The 18,998-nt window shown below is 55.7% G+C and carries 19 protein-coding genes and 1 pseudogene; 17 read left to right on the top strand and 3 right to left on the bottom strand.

The annotated features are described in order from the left end of the window. Positions 1-94: 94 nt before the first annotated feature. Positions 95-799 (top strand): CoA transferase subunit A, encoded by a 705-nt coding sequence (locus ACR0DL_RS18975; protein WP_170362511.1) that lies wholly within the window; start codon positions 95-97, stop codon positions 797-799. Next, positions 799-1,425 (top strand): CoA transferase subunit B, encoded by a 627-nt coding sequence (locus ACR0DL_RS18970; RefSeq protein WP_170362510.1) that lies wholly within the window; start codon positions 799-801, stop codon positions 1,423-1,425. Before ACR0DL_RS18975 ends, ACR0DL_RS18970 begins: the two co-directional genes overlap by 1 nt. A 41-nt stretch (positions 1,426-1,466) precedes the next feature. Here the strand turns inward: ACR0DL_RS18970 and ACR0DL_RS18965 are convergent, their stop codons facing one another. Beyond that, positions 1,467-2,333 (bottom strand): lytic transglycosylase domain-containing protein, encoded by an 867-nt coding sequence (locus tag ACR0DL_RS18965; protein WP_170351443.1) that lies wholly within the window; start codon positions 2,331-2,333, stop codon positions 1,467-1,469. 351 nt (positions 2,334-2,684) lie between these two features. On the opposite strand from ACR0DL_RS18965, the gene ACR0DL_RS18960 reads away from it, so the two are divergent. The 15 genes from ACR0DL_RS18960 (at position 2,685) to pdeM (ending at position 17,932) form a co-directional block, all read left to right on the top strand. After that, the gene (locus tag ACR0DL_RS18960) at positions 2,685-2,897 is read left to right on the top strand and encodes a Flp family type IVb pilin (protein WP_480637405.1); all 213 of its coding nucleotides are present in this window, start codon (positions 2,685-2,687) and stop codon (positions 2,895-2,897) included. A 90-nt stretch (positions 2,898-2,987) separates the two neighbouring features. Beyond that, positions 2,988-3,200, top strand: coding sequence for a hypothetical protein (locus ACR0DL_RS18955; protein ID WP_425082206.1), 213 nt, complete (start codon positions 2,988-2,990; stop codon positions 3,198-3,200). A gap of 152 nt (positions 3,201-3,352) precedes the next feature. After that, positions 3,353-4,228 (top strand): Flp pilus assembly protein CpaB, encoded by an 876-nt coding sequence (cpaB, locus tag ACR0DL_RS18950; protein ID WP_480690769.1) that lies wholly within the window; start codon positions 3,353-3,355, stop codon positions 4,226-4,228. Positions 4,229-4,420: 192 nt separating this feature from the next. Then, positions 4,421-5,827 (top strand): type II and III secretion system protein family protein, encoded by a 1,407-nt coding sequence (locus ACR0DL_RS18945; protein ID WP_480690767.1) that lies wholly within the window; start codon positions 4,421-4,423, stop codon positions 5,825-5,827. A gap of 16 nt (positions 5,828-5,843) precedes the next feature. Beyond that, on the top strand, positions 5,844-6,473 hold the full coding sequence (locus tag ACR0DL_RS18940; RefSeq protein ID WP_480690765.1) for an OmpA family protein: 630 nt from the start codon (positions 5,844-5,846) through the stop codon (positions 6,471-6,473). Positions 6,474-6,668: 195 nt separating this feature from the next. Beyond that, entirely contained in the window at positions 6,669-7,901 is a 1,233-nt protein-coding gene (locus tag ACR0DL_RS18935) for a CpaE/TadZ family protein (protein ID WP_480690763.1), read from the top strand. A gap of 25 nt (positions 7,902-7,926) precedes the next feature. Then, positions 7,927-9,360, top strand: coding sequence for a TadA family conjugal transfer-associated ATPase (locus ACR0DL_RS18930; RefSeq protein WP_170351457.1), 1,434 nt, complete (start codon positions 7,927-7,929; stop codon positions 9,358-9,360). Positions 9,361-9,371: 11 nt separating this feature from the next. Then, positions 9,372-10,340 (top strand): type II secretion system F family protein, encoded by a 969-nt coding sequence (locus ACR0DL_RS18925; protein ID WP_480690761.1) that lies wholly within the window; start codon positions 9,372-9,374, stop codon positions 10,338-10,340. A gap of 10 nt (positions 10,341-10,350) precedes the next feature. Beyond that, positions 10,351-11,331 (top strand): type II secretion system F family protein, encoded by a 981-nt coding sequence (locus ACR0DL_RS18920; RefSeq protein ID WP_170351461.1) that lies wholly within the window; start codon positions 10,351-10,353, stop codon positions 11,329-11,331. 49 nt (positions 11,332-11,380) lie between these two features. After that, positions 11,381-11,920 (top strand): tetratricopeptide repeat protein, encoded by a 540-nt coding sequence (locus ACR0DL_RS18915; protein ID WP_480690759.1) that lies wholly within the window; start codon positions 11,381-11,383, stop codon positions 11,918-11,920. A gap of 30 nt (positions 11,921-11,950) precedes the next feature. Continuing rightward, a complete protein-coding gene (locus ACR0DL_RS18910; protein WP_170553807.1) occupies positions 11,951-12,802 on the top strand; it encodes a tetratricopeptide repeat protein in 852 nt (283 codons plus the stop codon). Between the two features lie 3 nt (positions 12,803-12,805). Continuing rightward, positions 12,806-13,351 (top strand): prepilin peptidase, encoded by a 546-nt coding sequence (locus tag ACR0DL_RS18905; protein WP_170379086.1) that lies wholly within the window; start codon positions 12,806-12,808, stop codon positions 13,349-13,351. A 117-nt stretch (positions 13,352-13,468) separates the two neighbouring features. Next, positions 13,469-14,776 carry a P-loop NTPase family protein gene (locus ACR0DL_RS18900; protein ID WP_170351466.1) on the top strand — a complete coding sequence of 436 codons (1,308 nt, stop codon included), beginning with the start codon at positions 13,469-13,471 and terminating at the stop codon, positions 14,774-14,776. Between the two features lie 40 nt (positions 14,777-14,816). Beyond that, entirely contained in the window at positions 14,817-17,228 is a 2,412-nt protein-coding gene (locus ACR0DL_RS18895) for a ligase-associated DNA damage response DEXH box helicase (RefSeq protein WP_480690757.1), read from the top strand. A gap of 41 nt (positions 17,229-17,269) precedes the next feature. Next, positions 17,270-17,932, top strand: coding sequence for a ligase-associated DNA damage response endonuclease PdeM (gene pdeM / locus ACR0DL_RS18890; RefSeq protein ID WP_480637413.1), 663 nt, complete (start codon positions 17,270-17,272; stop codon positions 17,930-17,932). A gap of 6 nt (positions 17,933-17,938) precedes the next feature. Here pdeM and ACR0DL_RS18885 read toward each other — a convergent pair whose 3' ends face one another. Then, positions 17,939-18,688: a LytTR family DNA-binding domain-containing protein gene (locus ACR0DL_RS18885; RefSeq protein ID WP_170362500.1), complete on the bottom strand. Its 750-nt coding sequence runs from the start codon at positions 18,686-18,688 to the stop codon at positions 17,939-17,941. A 207-nt stretch (positions 18,689-18,895) separates the two neighbouring features. Beyond that, a pseudogene (locus ACR0DL_RS18880) lies at positions 18,896-18,998 on the bottom strand (bifunctional methylenetetrahydrofolate dehydrogenase/methenyltetrahydrofolate cyclohydrolase); the annotation flags it as partial.

Genomic DNA, 18,998 nt, shown 5'->3' with positions numbered 1-18,998 from the left:
TAGGTAGAAATACCACCACCCCCTTGGATTCGTTGACTTCCCCGTGACGTGGCGGCACAACCTGCCCATCACCATGTCATTGGGGGAGTTTTCCATGAAGAAAGTCTATGCCAATGCCACCGAAGCGCTTGATGGGGTGTTGTCGGATGGCATGATGATCGCAGCAGGCGGGTTCGGCCTGTGCGGTATTCCTGAATTGCTGTTGGAGGCGATCAAGGAGTCGGGCGCTCAGGACCTGACCTTTGCCTCGAACAATGCGGGCGTCGATGATTTCGGCATCGGCATCTTGCTGCAAACCAAGCAGGTCAAAAAGATGATCAGCTCATATGTCGGCGAGAACGCGGAATTCATGCGTCAGTACCTGGCGGGTGAGTTGGAATTGGAATTCAACCCGCAAGGCACTCTGGCTGAGCGTATGCGTGCCGGTGGTGCCGGTATTCCCGGCTTCTATACCAAGACAGGTGTAGGCACCGTGATCGCTGAGGGTAAGGAGCATAAGGACTTCAACGGCGAAACCTATATCATGGAAGAAGGCATCTTTGCCGATCTGGCCATCGTCAAGGCATGGAAGGCCGACGACACCGGCAACCTGATCTTTCGCAAGACCGCCCGCAACTTTAACGTGCCCGCAGCGACCTGCGGCAAGGTCTGCATCGCCGAAGTCGAAGAGATCGTGCCACGCGGTTCGCTGGATCCCGACCAGATCCACTTGCCCGGCATCTACGTGAACCGGATCATTCAGGGCGATCACGAAAAACGCATCGAACAGCGCACCACCCGCAAGAAGGAGGAAGCATAATGCCCTGGGACCGCAATCAAATGGCCGCCCGCGCGGCGCAAGAGCTGGAAGACGGCATGTATGTGAACCTCGGCATCGGGATTCCGACGCTGGTGGCGAACTATGTGGGTGATAAGGACATCACTCTACAATCCGAGAACGGCATGCTGGGCATGGGCCCCTTCCCGTTCGAAGGTGAAGAAGACCCCGACCTGATCAACGCAGGAAAACAGACGATCACTGAATTGTCGCGCACGTCCTATTTCGACAGCGCCACATCCTTTGCGATGATCCGGGGCGGTAAGATCGCTGCAGCGGTTCTGGGAGCTATGGAGGTTGATGAGGAAGGTGATCTGGCCAACTGGATGATTCCCGGCGTTCTGGTCAAGGGCATGGGCGGTGCGATGGACCTTGTGGCCGGTGTCGGCCGCGTGATCGTTGTTATGGATCACACTAACAAGCACGGCAAGTCCAAGCTGCTGAGGAAATGCACTCTGCCCCTGACTGGAAAACAAGTGGTGGATCGCATCATTACCAATCTGGGTGTTCTGGATGTGGTCGACGGTGGCCTGAAGATCGTCGAAATCGCCGAAGGTGTAACCGAAGACGAGATTCGCGCCGCCACCGAGGCCAAGATCGTCAACTAATCCACTAGATTGAAAAGGCCCGCCAGTTCTGGCGGGCCTTTTCAATTCAATGTCTGGAACACACAGCCATCCGAAATCAGCTCGGGCGGGGTTGAACAAAGGGCCTTGGCGATCTGAAAGGCCGCAAGGACTTTGGGCACGTAGTCCCGCGTCTCGGCATAAGGGGGAACTCCGCTGTGCTTGCGCACAGCACCTTCACCCGCATTATATCCGGCCAGCACCAGGATCGGATCATTTCCAAATTCTTCCATCAACCAGTTCAGGTATTTCACACCGCCCGAGATATTCTGAGACGGCTGCAAGCTGTCCTTAACACCAAATCGTTTGGCGGTGGCTGGCATCAACTGCATCAACCCCTGCGCCCCGGCTGAGCTGACCGCATTCTCACGACCTGCTGATTCAACCGAAATCACGGCCAGCACCAAAGCCGGCGATACATTTGTTCCTACGGTCGAGCGCAGAATCTCGATCCCTTGTTGTTGCGCAATGTTCTGGAGTGTCTGCAAACGTGGTGAGGCCACATTGGTCGCGGCCAGCGCGTTTATGGCTGCATCCAACCGCCAGGCTCCTGCTTCGGCCAAAGCAGGTGAGATTTTATCCCAGAAAGCCTTGTAAGACCCGACCGGCTTGTTTTGCGATCCAGTCCCTGGAACACTTGGGGGTACAACCTTGGCGCGTTTGACGATCTCAGGAATAACGAGCTCGGCCCCGGTGCTGGGCGCGAAGGGCGCCGATGCATGTTCTTCGGGCGAAATCTGAACAGTTATCTTGGGTCGCGTCCCCGGTTTGGGAGGCTTTACTCTTTTATATACGCCCCTGGGTTCAACTTCATTCGCGATAGCGGGCAAGGGCCCTGACATCATCAAAGCCAACGTGCCGGCGCAGATCATTGCGTCCCGGAGTTTCATTTTGCCTGCCTCATATTTTTCTTTTACGGGATTTGAACCGCGAATCCCGTTGTAATGCCAGAGAAACACGTCGAAATGGGGCAATTTCGCCTCATTTGGCGCAATTTTGCATCGGCAACACAGAACACCCCAATCGGTAACGAATTTTTATTTGTTTATTTTCAATAGCTTGAAGAAAAAACTACCAAAAAGTTAAGCGGAAAAGAAAAAAAATGGTGTTTAGCCCAATTCCTGCCACGCCTGACAGGCAATCATAGTGCCATACCGAGACGGTCGGGAGCGGACTGAGAGAGAAAGCTCTGATAGACCCCGAGGTTTATTTGACTTTTGATCCTTTAGGAGGGACGTAACATGATCAAGTTCATCAAGAACTTCCGCAAAGACGAAGACGGCGCCGTAACAGTTGACTGGGTCGTTCTGACCGCAGCTATCGTTGGCCTGGCCGCAGTTGCTTACAGCGCGATCGGTGATGGCACCGCAGCTCTGTCGGACAAGATCGGTACCGAGATCGACGGCACCACGGTTGAAGACATCAAAACCAAGTTCGGCACAACCGGCGGCTAATATAAACGCCAGTAGAGATTTATATGGTGGGGCCATGCTTGCTTAGGCTTGGCCCCTCTTTTTATGCAATATCCCTAAAGTGGTGCTCCTATGCTGAAGAGACTTGCAACATTTTCTCGCCAAGAGGACGGGGCCGTAACGGTTGATTGGGTCGTGCTGACAGCCATGCTGGTTGGATTTGGTTCTTTCATCGGTCTTTACATCGCAGATCCTGTGCAAAACCTGGACGCAAAAAATGGTGCCGCAGTCTCTGCGGTTGAGGTTCAAGACATTCGAACCAAGTTTTCTGCCACCAGCCCCTGATGCGGAAACGCCTCAGAATGAGTGCGGAATTACAATCACGAAATTAATCGAGATTGTCCCCCTTTTCGACACAATTTAACATTACGAAGGACTGGACTTCGTCGTAATGTCACGACGAACAAACCAAAATAGAACAATACGAGGGGACGTGAATGCGTGCAGTATTTGGACTTGTCCTGATTGTCGGGGTGGCTTTGGCCGGAGGCGCCGTCTATTTGGCGCGCGACTACATCGCACAGCATCAGGACCAACTCGCCCGAGAACGCCTGGCCGCGCAACAAGCGTTGGAAAATGCCGCCCTGGAAGGGACTACTGGCGTTCTTGTATCCAACCGAGCCATGAAATACGGAGAGCGCCTGACCAAGGAAGACGTTCGTGTCGTCAACTGGCCTGACGAAGCAATCCCGGAAGGCAGCTTCGTGGACATGGCCGTTTTGTTTCCTGAAGACGCTAAGGGAGATCGATTCGTCCTGAGAGCGATGGAAAAAGACGAGGCCCTCATGGAGGTCAAAGTCACCAATCCTGGGGAGGCTGCAGGTCTGACCTCACGGATAGAAAAAGGTAAACGCGCTTTTGCGATCAGCGTTGATGTTGCGTCTGGTGTTTCTGGCTTTTTGCGCCCTGGTGATAGTGTGGATGTGTATTGGACGGGAACTGTCAACAACAATCTCCAAGAAGGTGTCGGCGAAATCACCCGCCTGATTCAGACCAACATCGAATTGGTCGCGATTGACCAGTCAGCGGGATCAGATCTGACAGGCACAACAATTGCGCGTACTGTGACAGTGGCCGCCACCCCAGAAGAAATCGCGGCTTTGGCCCAAGCACAGAACACAGGTCGCTTGTCATTGGCCTTAGTTGGGGTGCAGGACGACACAATCGCAAGTGCGGTTGAAGTGGACCAGCGAAAACTGTTGGGAATCAAAGAAGCAACCCCCGCCCCGGTTCAGGCTGAAGAACGGAAATGCTACACGAGAGTTCGACGTAGCGGAGAAATTGTGCAAACCGAAATTCCTTGCACAAACTGACGTTAAATCAGAGATTTACCAATACAAGCCGCGCCAACTGCGCGGCTTGTTTCGTTTTGCATGTTGCGCATTGTCCACATAAGGAAAATTCCAGAAACCCTTGATTATTGCAATAAATTCGTAATTCGCGCAGTGTTACCTGACATAGGGCATAGACCCAAAAAACGAGGCGTGATCGGAGAGGCAGGTCACATGACAATACGTACTTGGATCAGCGCAACCCTTATGGGGTTGGCGCTTATAGTTGGTCCGGTCGGCCATACGGCCTGGGCTGAAACTTTGCGCGTGGTAAAGAATGGTTCAGCGGAAACGCTGGACGTTCCGATGAACCGCGCAATTGTAGTGGAAAGCGAAGAACCTTTCGCCGAACTTAGCATTGCTAATGCCGGTATCGCCGATATCTCGTCGCTTTCGGATCGCACTATTTATGTGCTGGGTAAGGCTCCGGGCCTGACCACGCTGACCCTGTTTGACGGCGCGGGTAACCTGCTGGCAAATGTTCGGGTTCGCGTATCGCCGGATGTATCTGAATTCAAAGAGCGTTTGGTTCAGATTTTACCAGGTGAACAGATCGAAGTGCGCACAGCCAATGATGGCATCGTCCTTTCGGGAACGGTTTCCAGCGGCGCAAAACTGGCGCGGGCATTGGAACTGGCCGAGCGTTACGCGCCCGAGCGTGTTTCGAACCTGATGTCAGTCGGCGGCGTACAGCAAGTCATGCTGAAAGTACGCTTTGCCGAGATGAACCGCTCGGTGGCCAAAAGCCTGACCGCTTCGCTGGGCTTCGGCGGCGGTGACGTGACAGGTGGTTTCAACACCCTCAACAATGCGGGTGCTCTGGCCAACGCACTGAACGACAACATCCCCATACTTCAAACAAATACAGGTGCCATCCTGTTCGGCTTTGGGGCCGGATCGACGCAGGTGCGTTTGCTGCTGGAAGCATTGGAGGCCAAAGGTCTTGCCCGCAGTCTGGCAGAGCCAAACCTGTCTGCCCTGTCGGGTCAGGAAGCAACCTTCCTTGCCGGCGGTGAAGTTCCCATTCCGGTGCCGCAAGAAGATGGTGTTATTGCCATTGAGTACAAGACGTTCGGCGTTGAAATCGACTTTATTCCACGCGTTGTGGATGGCGATCTGATCAATCTTGAGCTTGCCGCCGCCGTGTCCAGCATTGACACCAGTTCAGACTTTACTATCCAAGGCGATACAGTTCCTAGCTTTGTCACTCGTCAGACCAGCACGACGGTTGAATTGCGAGATGGTGAGAGCTTCGCAATCGCCGGGTTGATTCAAGATGACTTTGCAGACCTGAACAGCCAAATTCCCTGGGTCGGTGATATTCCGGTGCTGGGAGCGTTGTTCCGCTCTGCGGAATACCAGCGCCAACAAAGCGAACTGGTTATCATAATCACTGCGCATCTGGTTTCGCCGACACGTGGTGAAGCGCTGGCATTGCCAACAGATCGGGTCAAGCCGCCCAGCGAATTTGATCTGTTCGTGAACGGCAAAGTCGGTCGTACAACGCGCCCGGGTGCCGGCGCAGCCTCGGAAGTGGCCAAGCAGGACTTTGGCAGCTCCTACGGCTACGTTCTGGATTGATAGGAGGATAGGACCAATGCAGAAGTGGATAATCACACTGGGTCTTTCGGTTGCTGTCGCCGCTTGTACGCGTGAAGCCGGGTATGAAGTTGACCAAGGTGCTTTCGGGAATGCGACCCTGAACAACACCCAAGTCATGAACGGCGAACTGACCTATGCCCAAATCCTGGGGCAGCGGTTCGCGGCCGAAGTTCCGACGCAGATCAACTTTGCCTTTGACAGCGCAAAGCTGGACGAAGCGGCTCAGCGGATCCTGTTGCGGCAGGCTGCGTGGATCAAACAATTCCCCGAAGCGCGGTTCCGGGTCTATGGCCATACGGACGCCGTCGGTTCGACAGGTTACAACAAGGCACTGGGTCAGCGACGCGCCAATGCGGCAGTTGCCTTCCTGACACAGCAGGGCATCTCGCGCTCGCGTCTTGAGGCAGTTGTTTCCTTCGGCAAGTCACGCCCACTGATCGATACTCCGAATCGCGATCGGCGCAACCGCCGCACCGTGACCGAGGTTTCGGGCTTTGTGGATCGCAATCCGCTGGTTCTGGACGGCAAGTATGCCGCCATCGTCTATCGCGAATATGTACAAAGCGCGACGTACGAGGCGCAACTGCGTAGCCAGACCCGAGTTGGCGATACAACCGAACAATAAGTCGGATTTGGGCGACATCGTCGCCCATTTCCCTACAATTGGTTCTTTTGCGCCTAAATCTTGCCTAAGTTCCAAGCCAAATTTTCAACAATTAGGTGACCTGCGGCCAAATCTGGCCGCGACGGGGCAAGAGCGAACCAGACAGAATCTTCGGGTTCTCTGGGTTGGTCGGCTCTCGCGACAAGGATTGTGTTAATGACGAGCGCATCGCCACAAGATGATAAAAACGCCATTCTGGCCTGCACCATCAGCCGTGACGTCCAGAATTTCGACCTTCTGATCGAGGATATGGAGGTTGCACTGGGAGAACAGTGGGGTGATCTCGGTTTTGCCGAAGCCCTGGCATTCTTCAGCCAACCTGATGCTGATTCTTTGGAGTTTGTCGCCTTGGCGATTGACGGCGAAGATGAAGACAACCTGTCCTTGATGGGTGAGATCATCACGCGAGCCAAAGAAAAGAAGATCAAAATCGTCCTGATCGCCGAAGACGTCACTCCGGCGTCTCTGCACCAACTGTTGCGCAAAGGCGCGGACGAGTTCGTCCCCTACCCTCTGCCCGAAGGCGAATTGCAGGAAGCTATCGCCCGGATGAACCAGCCCGATCCAGTTGCAGTACAGCAGGCCGCTGCACCTTTGGCGCAAGGTGAATCGAAAGAAGGGGCCCTCTTTGTGGTCCACGGACTTGCCGGAGGCGTCGGTTCCACCACTATGGCAGTCAATCTGGCCTGGGAATTGGCCACCGTATCGGACAAAGACGCGCCATCAGTCTGTCTGTTGGATCTGGATCTGCAATTCGGCACAGTTTCGACCTATCTGGATTTACCACGGCGCGAAACTGTCTTTGAAATGCTTTCGGACACATCGCTGATGGATGACGACGTATTTTCTCAAGCGTTGCAAACCTATGAAGAGAAACTGCAAGTTCTGACAGCGCCATCGGACATGGTGCCGCTCGATCTGATCACACCCGAAGATATTCAGCGCGTGATCGAAACAGCCCGCCGGAACTTTGATTATGTGATCGTGGACATGCCCTCGACGCTGGTTCACTGGTCTGAAACCGTTCTTCAGGCCGCACATGTGTATTTCGCCATGATTGAACTGGACATGCGCTCGGCTCAGAACGCGCTGCGCCTGAAACGTGCACTGCAGGCCGAGGAATTGCCTTTCAACAAATTGCGCTTTGCTCTGAATCGGGCGCCGAAATTTACCGATCTGAACGGCAAAAGCCGGGTCAAACGAATGGGTGAAAGCCTGGGGATCTCCATTGACCTGCAATTGCCGGATGGCGGCAAGCCGGTCATGCAGAGTGGCGACCACGGACAACCGCTGGCCAATGCAGCCGCCAAGAATCCGCTGCGCCGCGAAATCGCGAAGCTTGCGAAATCGCTTCATAGTTTGGGCAGCAGCGACGCTGAGGCCGCGTAACCAGTACTAAAGGGAGAGAGCCGCCGTGTTTTCACGTTACAAGAAACAGCCCGAAGCGCAGCCGGTTCAAACTCCGGCCGCGACACCTGAACCTGTTGCGGAAAAAAAGCCCACTGCTAATGCCGTCGCTCGACGGCCCGTGCAGAAAAAGGCGGCCGAACCGGTGGCCGGAGATCGCGATCGCAAGCGCAAGGAACGCCTTGGCGAGATCAAGATCGAACTGCATCGCGAACTGTTGGAAAACCTGAACCTAGCGGCGCTCGAAAATGCAGGCGAATCTGAATTGCGCGCGGAAATCAGCTCGATTGTCAGCGAAATTTTGGAAACCCGGAATATTGTTCTGAACCGCGAGGACCGCTCGCAGTTGAACAAGGAACTGTATGACGAAGTGACGGGTCTTGGCCCGCTTGAGACCTTGCTGCAGGACGATACCGTCAACGATATTCTGGTCAACGGTCCGCAACAGATCTTTGTGGAACGCGACGGTAGGCTGGAAATCAGCGACATCACCTTTAAAGACGAAAAGCACCTGATGCGGATCATCGACAAGATCGTGTCCGCTGTGGGACGTCGTGTCGATGAATCCAACCCTTACGTTGACGCTCGCTTGGCTGATGGTTCGCGTTTCAATGCGATGGTGCCGCCGATTGCCGTGGATGGATCGCTGGTCTCAATTCGTAAGTTCAAGAAAGACAAGCTGGGCATCGATGACCTGGTGAATTTCGGTGCCTTTACCGAAGAAATGGCCGCTTATCTTCAGGCCGCCGTGTCAACCCGTCTGAACATCATCGTTTCAGGTGGTACGGGTTCGGGTAAAACCACCACGCTGAACGCCTTGTCCAGTTTCATCGATGACGCAGAACGCATCCTGACAATCGAGGATACGGCGGAACTTCAGCTGCAACAGACCCATGTGGGTCGGATGGAAAGCCGTCCGCCAAACGTCGAAGGCAAAGGTGAGGTCAGCCCGCGCGACTGTTTGAAAAACGCCCTGCGTATGCGTCCTGACCGCATCATCGTGGGTGAGACGCGTGGCGCCGAGGTGATCGACATGTTGCAGGCCATGAACACCGGCCACGACGGTTCGATGACCACGATCCACGCCAACTCGGCGCGCGACGGGATTTCGCGCCTGGAAAACATGATCGCGATGGCCGGTATCGAAATGCCAATCAAAGCGGTAAGAAGCCAGATTTCGTCAGCTGTGAACCTGATCGTGCAGGCCAGCCGTTTGCAGGATGGTTCGCGTCGGATGACCTCAATCACCGAGATTACGGGCATGGAAGGCGATGTGATCTCGATGCAGGAAATCTTTAAATTTCAACGTGTTGGACTAACACCGGACAACAAAATCATCGGTCACTTCACAGCGACCGGCGTGCGCAGTCACTATTCTGAGCGCTTCCGCCTGTGGGGCTTTGACCTGCCCGCTTCGGTCTATGAACCAACGAATATGTAGGAGATCTGGCAATGCAACTGCCTGTTGAGGCGCTCATCTATGTCGTGATCTTCGTCGCGGTGTTCGCCCTAGTCGAAGGCATCTATCTGGTGGCTTTCGGCAAATCCATCAGCCTGAACAGCCGTGTAAACCGGCGTCTGGATATGCTCGATAAAGGTGTCGGGCGGGAACAAGTGCTGGAACAGCTGCGCAAGGAAATGCAGCAGCATATGAAAACGCAGAGCATCCCGCTCTATTCGCTGTTGGCTGACAAAGCGCAGAAGGCAGCTATTGCCTTCACCCCGAAACAACTGATCATGGTCATGATCCTTTTGTCAGGCTTTGCTTTCGTCGGCCTGAGCGTCGGCACCGCAACGGAAATGGTTCTGCGGGTGGCATTGTCGGTCTTTATCGGTGTTGGCGGTGTCTACACCTGGGTGAGCCGGAAGGCCGGTAAACGCATGGGCATGATGGAAGAGCAACTGCCTGACGCGGTTGAATTGATGGTCCGATCCCTGCGCGTGGGCAACCCATTTGTGTCGTCCATTCAGATTGTCGCAAACGAAGTACAGGACCCACTGGGAACCGAGTTCGGTGTCATTGCCGACGAATGCGCCTATGGCCGGGACGTGGGTGAGGCGCTGAGTGATCTGGCTGAACGTCTGGACATGCAGGACCTTCGCTTTCTGGCGGTGGCCGTGGGTATCCAACAACAGTCAGGCGGTAACCTTGCTGAAATTCTGGCTGGTCTGGCCAAGGTGATCCGCGCCCGTTTCCGCCTGTTCCGGCGTGTAAAGGCGATCACCGCCGAGGCAAAATGGTCCGGCAAGTTTCTGTCAGGGTTCCCCCTTTTCTGCCTGCTTTTCATCATGGTGACGGACCCCGGATACTATGACGACGTGGTTGATCATCCCCTGTTCATCCCGGCCTGTTTCTTCGTGGGCATCATGCTGACGTTGAATCTGATCGTGATGCGCGTTCTTACCAACATCAAGGTCTGAGGGAATTGCAATGGAAGTTCTGGCCCCAATCAACGACCTGATCAAACAGTACCTTGGCGAATTCGGTCCACTTATCGTGATCGGCGTTTTGGGTCTGGCGATGATCTTAATCGCTGTCACTCTGATGCTGAACCAACCAGAGGACCCTCTGAAAAAGCTGCAAAAATCCACTGCCGCACCAAAACACGATAAGAAATCCAAAAAGGACAAGCTTCGCAACACCAGCCGCAACGAGCAGCTTGAAAAGTTCGCGACATTCCTTGAGCCGCAAAACGAAGCCGAACTGTCGGCAATGCAGCTAAAGCTGCGGCAAGCCGGATATCATTCAAAGGATGCTGTGCGGTTCTTCCACTTTGCACAATTTGCGCTGGGTATTATCGGTATTCTGGTCGGCGTCATGTTGGTTACCGTACTGTCGGGTGGCCAGGAATTCACCGGTCAACAGATGGCTCTTAGGGTTCTGATTCCGGCAGGTGCAGGATATTTTCTGCCGCGCTACTGGATCACCCGGCGTGTTGCCGAACGTAATGAAGCAATTGTCGCCGGTTTTCCCGATACGCTGGACCTTATGCTGGTCTGCGTCGAGGCCGGACAATCTCTGGATCAAGCCATTGTACGGGTTGCGCGTGAGATGAAGGCCTCCTACCCCGATATCGCGCAAGAGTTCGAAATTGTCGCTTATGAATTGAAGGCTGGTAAGGACAAGGACACGGTTTTGCGTGACTTCGGAACCCGCTGCGGCGTGCAAGATGTCAGCTCATTCGTGACCGTCATGATCCAGTCCGCGACGTTCGGCACCTCGATCGCCGAAGCGCTTCGGGTCTACGCTGGCGAAATGCGCGACAAACGGGTCATGCGCGCCGAAGAAGCCGCGAACAAGTTGCCAACCAAGATGACTCTTGCCACAATGATCCTGACGGTGCCGCCTTTGCTGGTTATTCTGGTCGGACCTTCGGCAAAAGGAATCGCTGATTTTGCGGCGGGTAATTAATAACCCAAATTTAGTAGGCTTCAGGCGCATCCACGACGGTATACGCCACATGCTAAAGGCCGCCATGGTGATCGCCATGGTGGCCTCTTGCACTGAGACAGGGTCGTCAGATGATCTGGACGTCCCCGGAATTGACCCTAAAGGTCAAAGGGCGGACGAAATTACGGTGGGAAACCGGTTGATGGCCGCCGGGGAATACGAGCTGGCGCTGGATTCTTTTGCCCGCGCCGCATTGGATCAGGGGATGACAACACAAATCCTGACGGCGATGGGCACGGCCAATCTGGGACTCAGGCGTCTAGGACAGGCCGAAACCCTACTGCGACGGGCCGTCAAGGACAATCCTGACTGGCCAGTTGCTTGGAACAATCTAGGCGTGGTGCTGGTCGAAAAGGGCGAATATCCCGAGGCCGCGCAGGTTTTCAAGCGGGCATTTGCGCTGGACGATGGCGAAAGTGACGCAATCCGGGACAATCTGCGCTTAGCGCTCGCAAAAATGGAAAATCCTGTTAATACTACGGCAGAAGAACAAGAATATACGTTGGAGCAGCAAGGCGACGGGCAATTCAAGCTGCGCAAGCTCCCGTAAAACAGGCAAGAGCAGTAAGGGACGCAAAAAATGCGCCAACAATTCTTGATTGCGCCAATCGTGATGTGCGGGCTGATCCTTTCTGCCTGCGAAAAAGAAACCGAGGAAGAAAAGGTCGAGCGTACCTATCAGGAGGTCAACGTCATTGACGAGACCAACCTGAACGAGGTCTTGCTGACCGCCGCCGATCCAAATGAGGCGGTCACTTACTTTCAAGGCGCCGCTGCCAAAAATCCGGGTCGGATTGACCTGCAGCGGGGACTGGCGATTTCCTTGTCTCGTGCGAAACGGTCGACCGAAGCCGTCGCCGCCTGGAAAAAGGTGACGACGATGAAAGGCGCCGGAAACGTCGACAAGCTCGAATATGCTGACGCGCTTGTCCGTGCCGGCAATTGGGGGCAGGCTAAATCGGTTCTGGATACCATTCCACCCACTTATGAAACCTTCAAACGGTATCGGCTTGAAGCGGTGGTCGCAGACTCCAAACAGGATTGGAAACGCGCAGACCACTTTTATGAAACCGCGGTCGGCCTGACCACGCGCCCCGGTGGTGTCATGAACAATTGGGGTTATTCCAAGCTGACACGCGGCCAGTTTGCCGAAGCCGAACGCCTGTTTACCGAGGCGATCCGTCAGGACAAATCCCTGTTCACCGCCAAGAACAATCTGGTTCTGGCCCGAGCTGCGCAAGGAAATTACAGCCTGCCGGTTGTTCCCATGACACAGGTGGAACGCGCCAGGCTGCTGAACACGATGGGTATCTCTGCGGTCAAGCAAGGGGATGTGGCGACAGCCAAAAACCTGTTCCGCGAAGCCATCGCCACCCATCCACAGCATTTTGACGAGGCTGTCCGCTCGCTGCGCGCGCTTGAGGATGCCTGATTGATGAGTATTCCCGCGTTTGCTGCGCTGTGGTTTCTTCCGTTTGTTCTGCCGATCTGCTTTTACGTGGCGTTTACAGACTTGCGGGACATGCTGATCAAGAACCACGCCGTTGTTGCGCTGGCCGTCATTTTCGCCATTGTCGGGTTGTTTGTGCTGCCCCCGTGGTCCACCCAGTGGACCTCACTAACGATCTGGTCGTTCTCGGTGACACTTCCCCCTTACGTCTGGCACTTGCTGCATATTGTGACCGTGCTGATTTTGGGCATTCTGTTTAATGCCGCTGGCGTTTTGGGTGCCGGGGATGCCAAGTTCATGGCCGCCGCCTCACCTTTTGTCTGGTCTGGGGATTGGGTTTTGGTGATGTTTATTCTGGCAGCCACCACGCTTGCTGCCTTTGTCACACATCGACTGGCCATGCATACAGCGTTGCGCAACGTTGCGCCAAATTGGGAAAGCTGGAACAGGAAGAAGCACTTTCCAATGGGCCTGCCTCTTGGTGGCAGCCTGGCTATTTACCTGATCTTAGGCACTGTTTACGGCTCGTAAACTATCATTAACGCGCCTTGTCGCCGCCTTGGTACTGCCACAAAGCCGGGCCAGATTTCCCCTAAGCGGCCCTTTTTGGGGCCATTGGCGTGAATACTGGATAGACGGGCGACGCTCATGAATATGCAGACAACTTCGGTAATGGCCCCCCCTGCCCCAAAGGGTTTGGGCGAAATGAGACTGCCCATCGTCATGATGCGCGATATCATGTTGAAAACGATCTTTCGCAAGAATGTAGACACTGTGTCCGAGATCGCCGTGGCGATTTGTCTGCCGGGCTCCGTCACGCAGGAACTGATCGACATGGCCCGCGAGCAAAAGCTGATCGAGGCCACCGGCACCCTGAATGCCAACAGCGGCAATGAGATGGGTTATCAGCTAACTGATGCCGGCAAGGCCCGCGCACTGGACGCGTTGAGCCAGTCAGAATATTTCGGCGCCATGCCCGTACCGCTGGACGTCTACCGCGAACAGGTGAAACGCCAGTCGATCCGCAACATTCAGGTGACCCGCGACCAGCTGATTGGCGCAATGGGCCACTTGGTTCTGCCCGACAGCTTGCTGGATCAATTGGGCCCGGCGGTCAGCGCCGGTCGCTCGGTCCTGATGTATGGCCCTCCGGGCAACGGTAAATCCTCGATTTCAAACGGGATTCGCGATGCACTGGGCGATAATGTCTATGTGCCTTTCGCCATCGAATATGCCGGTCAGGTGATTACGGTTTATGACCCGATCGTTCATACTGCGATTGAACAGGAGCCAGACGATCCCAACAGCCTGCGCCGCCGCAAACGGTTCGACACACGCTATGTTCAGTGCGAACGTCCAACCGTGGTTACAGGTGGTGAATTGACGCTGGGTATGCTGGATCTGGTTTATAACCCCACAGCGCGAACCTATCAGGCCCCTTTGCAGTTGAAATCGACCGGCGGTATCTTCATCGTGGACGACCTTGGCCGTCAGCAGGAACCACCGCAGGCCCTGATTAACCGTTGGATTGTTCCGCTGGAAGAGAACAAGGATATCCTTGGCCTGCAGTCGGGTGAAAAGTTCGAAGTTCCCTTCGACACGCTGGTCATCTTCTCGACCAACTTCCACCCGAATGAAATCTTCGACCAAGCGGCCCTGCGCCGGATCTTCTTCAAGATCAAGATCGACGGCCCGAACCAGGAGAACTTCCTGAAAATCTTTGCCATGGTGGCGCGCAAACGCGGCATGCCGCTTGACGAGGCTGCTCTGGTCCATCTGTTGAAGGTTAAATACCCGACCATCAACAATATCTATGCGAATTATCAGCCGATCTTCCTGATCGACCAGATGATCTCGATCTGCGAGTTTGAGGGCATCCCTTATCAGATGAGCCCTGACCTGATCGACCGCGCATGGTCCAACATGTTCGTCAAGGACGAGACTATCGTCAAATAACGCCGTGCCATTTCGGTAAAGGGCCGGGTAGTCTGCGCGTATGACGCAGATTCCCGCCCGGATCACATCTTGGTTTGCCGCCAAGGGCTGGTCCATTCACCCCCATCAACAAGATATGTTCAACCGGGCCTTGGACCCGGCCACGTTGCTGATCGCGCCGACCGGGGGCGGTAAGACAATGGCCGGGTTTTTGCCGACATTGGCGGAACTTGCAGATGGCACGCATGAGGGGTTGCACACGATTTATGTGTCTCCGCTCAAGGCACTGGCCGCCGATATCCGCCGCAACCTGCGCGGCCCTGCCGATGAGATTGGCCTTCCCATTCGGATCGAAGACCGCACCGGCGACACCTCGGCCACGCAGAAAAAGCGGCAGCGTGTAGACCCACCCCATATTTTGCTGACCACCCCTGAAAGCTTGGCCCTGCTGACCTCTTACGAGGACGCGCCTCGGATGTTTGCGGGGGTGCAACGGGTGATTGTCGACGAAATCCACGCATTGGCCGAAAGCAAGCGAGGAGATCAACTGATGCTGGCCTTGGCGCGGCTGCAAACCCTGTGCCCTGACCTGCGCCGGGTCGGTCTTTCAGCTACGGTCGAGGACCCGCAGGCCATCGCGCGCTTTCTGGCCCGGCACCCGGACCCTTGTCAGATTGTGCAGGCCGATCCCGGACCTGATCCGGATATCCGCATGCTGGAAACGCAGGAAATGCCCCCCTGGTCCGGTGGTGGCGCTGCTTATTCGATCCCGGCGGTGCTCAAGCAGATCAAACAACACAAAACGACGCTGATCTTCCACAACACCCGCGCGCAGGCCGAAATTTTCTTTCACAATCTGTGGCTTGCCAACGATGACGGCCTGCCGATCGGCATTCACCACGGCAGTCTGGACCGGCAGCAACGCGAGCGGGTCGAGGACGCAATGGTGCGGGGCGACCTGCGCGCCATAGTATGTACCGGCAGCCTGGACCTTGGCATCGATTGGGGTGACGTGGACCTTGTGATCCAAATTGGTGCGCCTAAAAATGTCAAACGACTGGTGCAACGGATCGGGCGGGCAAACCACCGCTACAACGCGCCCTCCAAGGCCCTGCTGGTACCTGCCAACCGCTTTGAGGTGGTGGAATGCGTCGCGGCACTTGAGGCCGCCAGAGCGCGTGATCTGGACGGTGAACCGCGCGGCTCTGGCCCCCGCGATGTGCTATGCCAGCATATCTTGATAGCGGCTTCGGCAGGCCCGTTCGACGCCAGCGCGCTTTTTACGGAAATGACCACAGCGGGGCCATACGCGCATCTGTCACGCGATGAATTCGACGCCTGTCTGGAATTCTGCGCGACCGGAGGTTACGCCCTACGCGCCTATGATCGCTGGCAGCGCTTGCAACAGCGCGCAGACGGACAAATGCAGCTGCGCGACCCGCGCGCAGCGCAGCGTATCCGCATGAACTTGGGCACTATTCAGGACACCGACACGCTGAAGGTACGTTTGAAACGCAACCGCGGAGGCAAACCGCTGGGTGAAGTGGAAGAGGCCTTTGCTGCCTCGCTAACGCCCGGAGATACCTTTCTGATCGGGGGGCAGATTGTCCGCTATGAGGGCCTGCGCGAGATGGTGGTTGAGGTCAGCCGCCGTGCGGACAGAAAACCGAAAGTTGCTGTTTTTGCGGGCACGAAATTCGCCACCTCGACGCAGTTAAGCGACCGGGTTCTGCGGATGTTTGCCCAGCCGGATTGGCCGCAACTGCCTAAACACACTGCCGACTGGCTGTCTCTGCAGCGCGACATGTCTCGCCTGCCTCAACGCGACCGGCTGCTGATCGAGAGCTTTCCGAATGACGGGCGCGAGAATCTGTGCGTCTACGGTTTCGCTGGCCGCAACGCACAGCAGACGCTGGGCCTATTGCTGACCAAACGTATGGAGGAAACCGGGCTCGCCCCGCTGGGTTTTGTCGCAACCGATTATGCCACACTAATCTGGGGGCTGGATGCAGTGACCGACCCGCGGCCACTGTTTCAACTGGATGCCCTGCGTAACGGGCTTGAGACTTGGTTGGCCGGAAATGCCGTGATGAAACGGACCTTTCGCGCCTCGGCCACGATTGCTGGGCTGATCGAACGGAACATGGGCGGTCAGCGCAAAAGCGGTCGTCAGGCGACGTTCTCGTCGGATATCCTTTATGACACCTTGTTGAAATACGACCCGGATCATTTGTTGATGCAGATCACCCGCGAAGAGGCCATGCGCGGGCTGGTGGATTTCGGGCGGATCGAAGCGATGATCGCCCGGATCGGAGACCGTATTGATCTGCTGCGGCTGGATCGCGTATCGCCTCTTGCCGCCCCTTTGTTTCTTGAGGTCGGCAAGGTTCCGGTCAAGGGCGCGGCCGAAGAACGGCTATTGGCAGAAGAAAGCGCACGTCTGTTGAAGGCGGCGGGGTTAACACCTGATTGATACGGCTTGCGTCCGGAGGTGAAACACGCAAAGAACGCATCATGAACGAAGTGGCGTTTTCATTTGCGGGACAGACCCTGAAGGCATTGGGATCAGGGGCCTTGTGGTGGCCGGATCAGCAATTGCTGTGCGTATCCGACCTGCATCTGGGCAAGTCTGAGCGCATCGCTCGGCGGGGCGGCCCGAGTCTGCCGCCTTATGACAGTCAAGAAACCCTGAACCGGCTGGCCGTGGATATTGCCAGAACCAATCCTGCCACCGTGATCTGCCTGGGCGACAGCTTCGACGATCTGAAAGCTTCGGCCGCAATGCAAGCGGAAGAACAGCGTGATATCACGGCCCTGCAGGCTGGTCGGCGCTGGATCTGGATCGAGGGTAATCACGACCCTGGTCCGATTGATCTGGGCGGTACGCATCTGTCCGAGTGTAAGATTGCCCCGCTGACTTTCCGCCATATCGCGCAGGCACCAGCGCAAGCCGAGGTGTCAGGCCACTACCACCCCAAAGCACGTCTGAACGCGCGAGGTCGAACCATCACCCGACCCGCCTTTTTGGTGGACAAGACGCGGCTGATCCTACCGGCCTACGGCACATATACTGGCGGGTTACGCAGTTCGGATCATACACTGGACGCTTTGATGGATGGTCAGGCCATAGCCATACTCACCGGATCGCATCCTCGGGTCATTCCAATGCCCAGATAGAGTGGCTTAGATAAGGCCGTCTAGCTCTAGCCCCGGTTTGTATTTTCGGCTGATCGGAACCAGATCGGTGTTTTTCAGACGCAAGAAGGTTTTTCCGTCCAGCTTTTCAACCCCGACAATGGCATCGTCTGCCACCCAATGGGAACGATGCGTACAGTGGCCGGGTACCGGTTCCATCTCGGCGATCGCATCGGTCAGGCGGGATCGGATGGTGAATGTCCCCGCTGAAGTCACCACATCAACCGCATGGTCGCGGACTGTCAGTCGATAGATCTGACCGGAAAACGACTCTGGCAAACGCTTGGTCAGGCGTGGCGAGGGTGGCTCGATCTGATCCTGCACCGGCTCATCAACGTGGCTATACCCGCGCACCAGGACCAGCCCGGTTGCAAACAGGGCACCATAAGGGGCCACCGCCAGAACATCCGGCGCCTGTTGCCCCCCGGCAGAGAACAGCAGATATGACATAAGCCACATAGATGGCACGAACAGAACCAGAATGAAGAAAACCAGCGCAATGTCACGCCAGCTGAAATGGGCTTCTGCGAAAAATTTCCGGCTCACGCGTCTGACGATCCAGGTCACGCACAGGGCCAATCCCAGTACACCGATCCAGAAAACAAGCCGCTGGGGATAGGTCAGGTAGATGGCCGGAAAAGGCTGGAACGCACTGGCCAACAAAGGCGGGAAACCAACGCCTGCAATCACTCGGCGTAACGTGAATTCGGCCAGAATTGGTCTGGGCACTTCGATCATACGTACTCAACAAACAAGACTACAGGTTCCAGCCCAACACCACACGGCTTTCACCAATCTCTCGTAACCGGCTGGAATAGCTTACTTATCACCAATTTACCGGACATTCAAACCCGGCCCTTGAAACTTAATTCAATCTTCAGAAAGCAAATGGACCAAAAAGCGTTTGCTCTTTGGTCCATTTGTTCAGTTTTATTTTCCCTTAGATCAAGCTGTCAGGCCTTCGGGCTCTGGCAAGGCGTTTGCGCGGCAGCAGGCGGTCAGTGTGTTGGCCAGCAGGCAGGCAATGGTCATCGGTCCGACGCCACCG

This window comes from Ruegeria sp. BB5 (genome assembly GCF_056539405.1).
The sequence above is the reverse complement of the archived record's forward strand: the minus strand, read 5'-3'. Positions and strand labels throughout refer to the sequence as shown.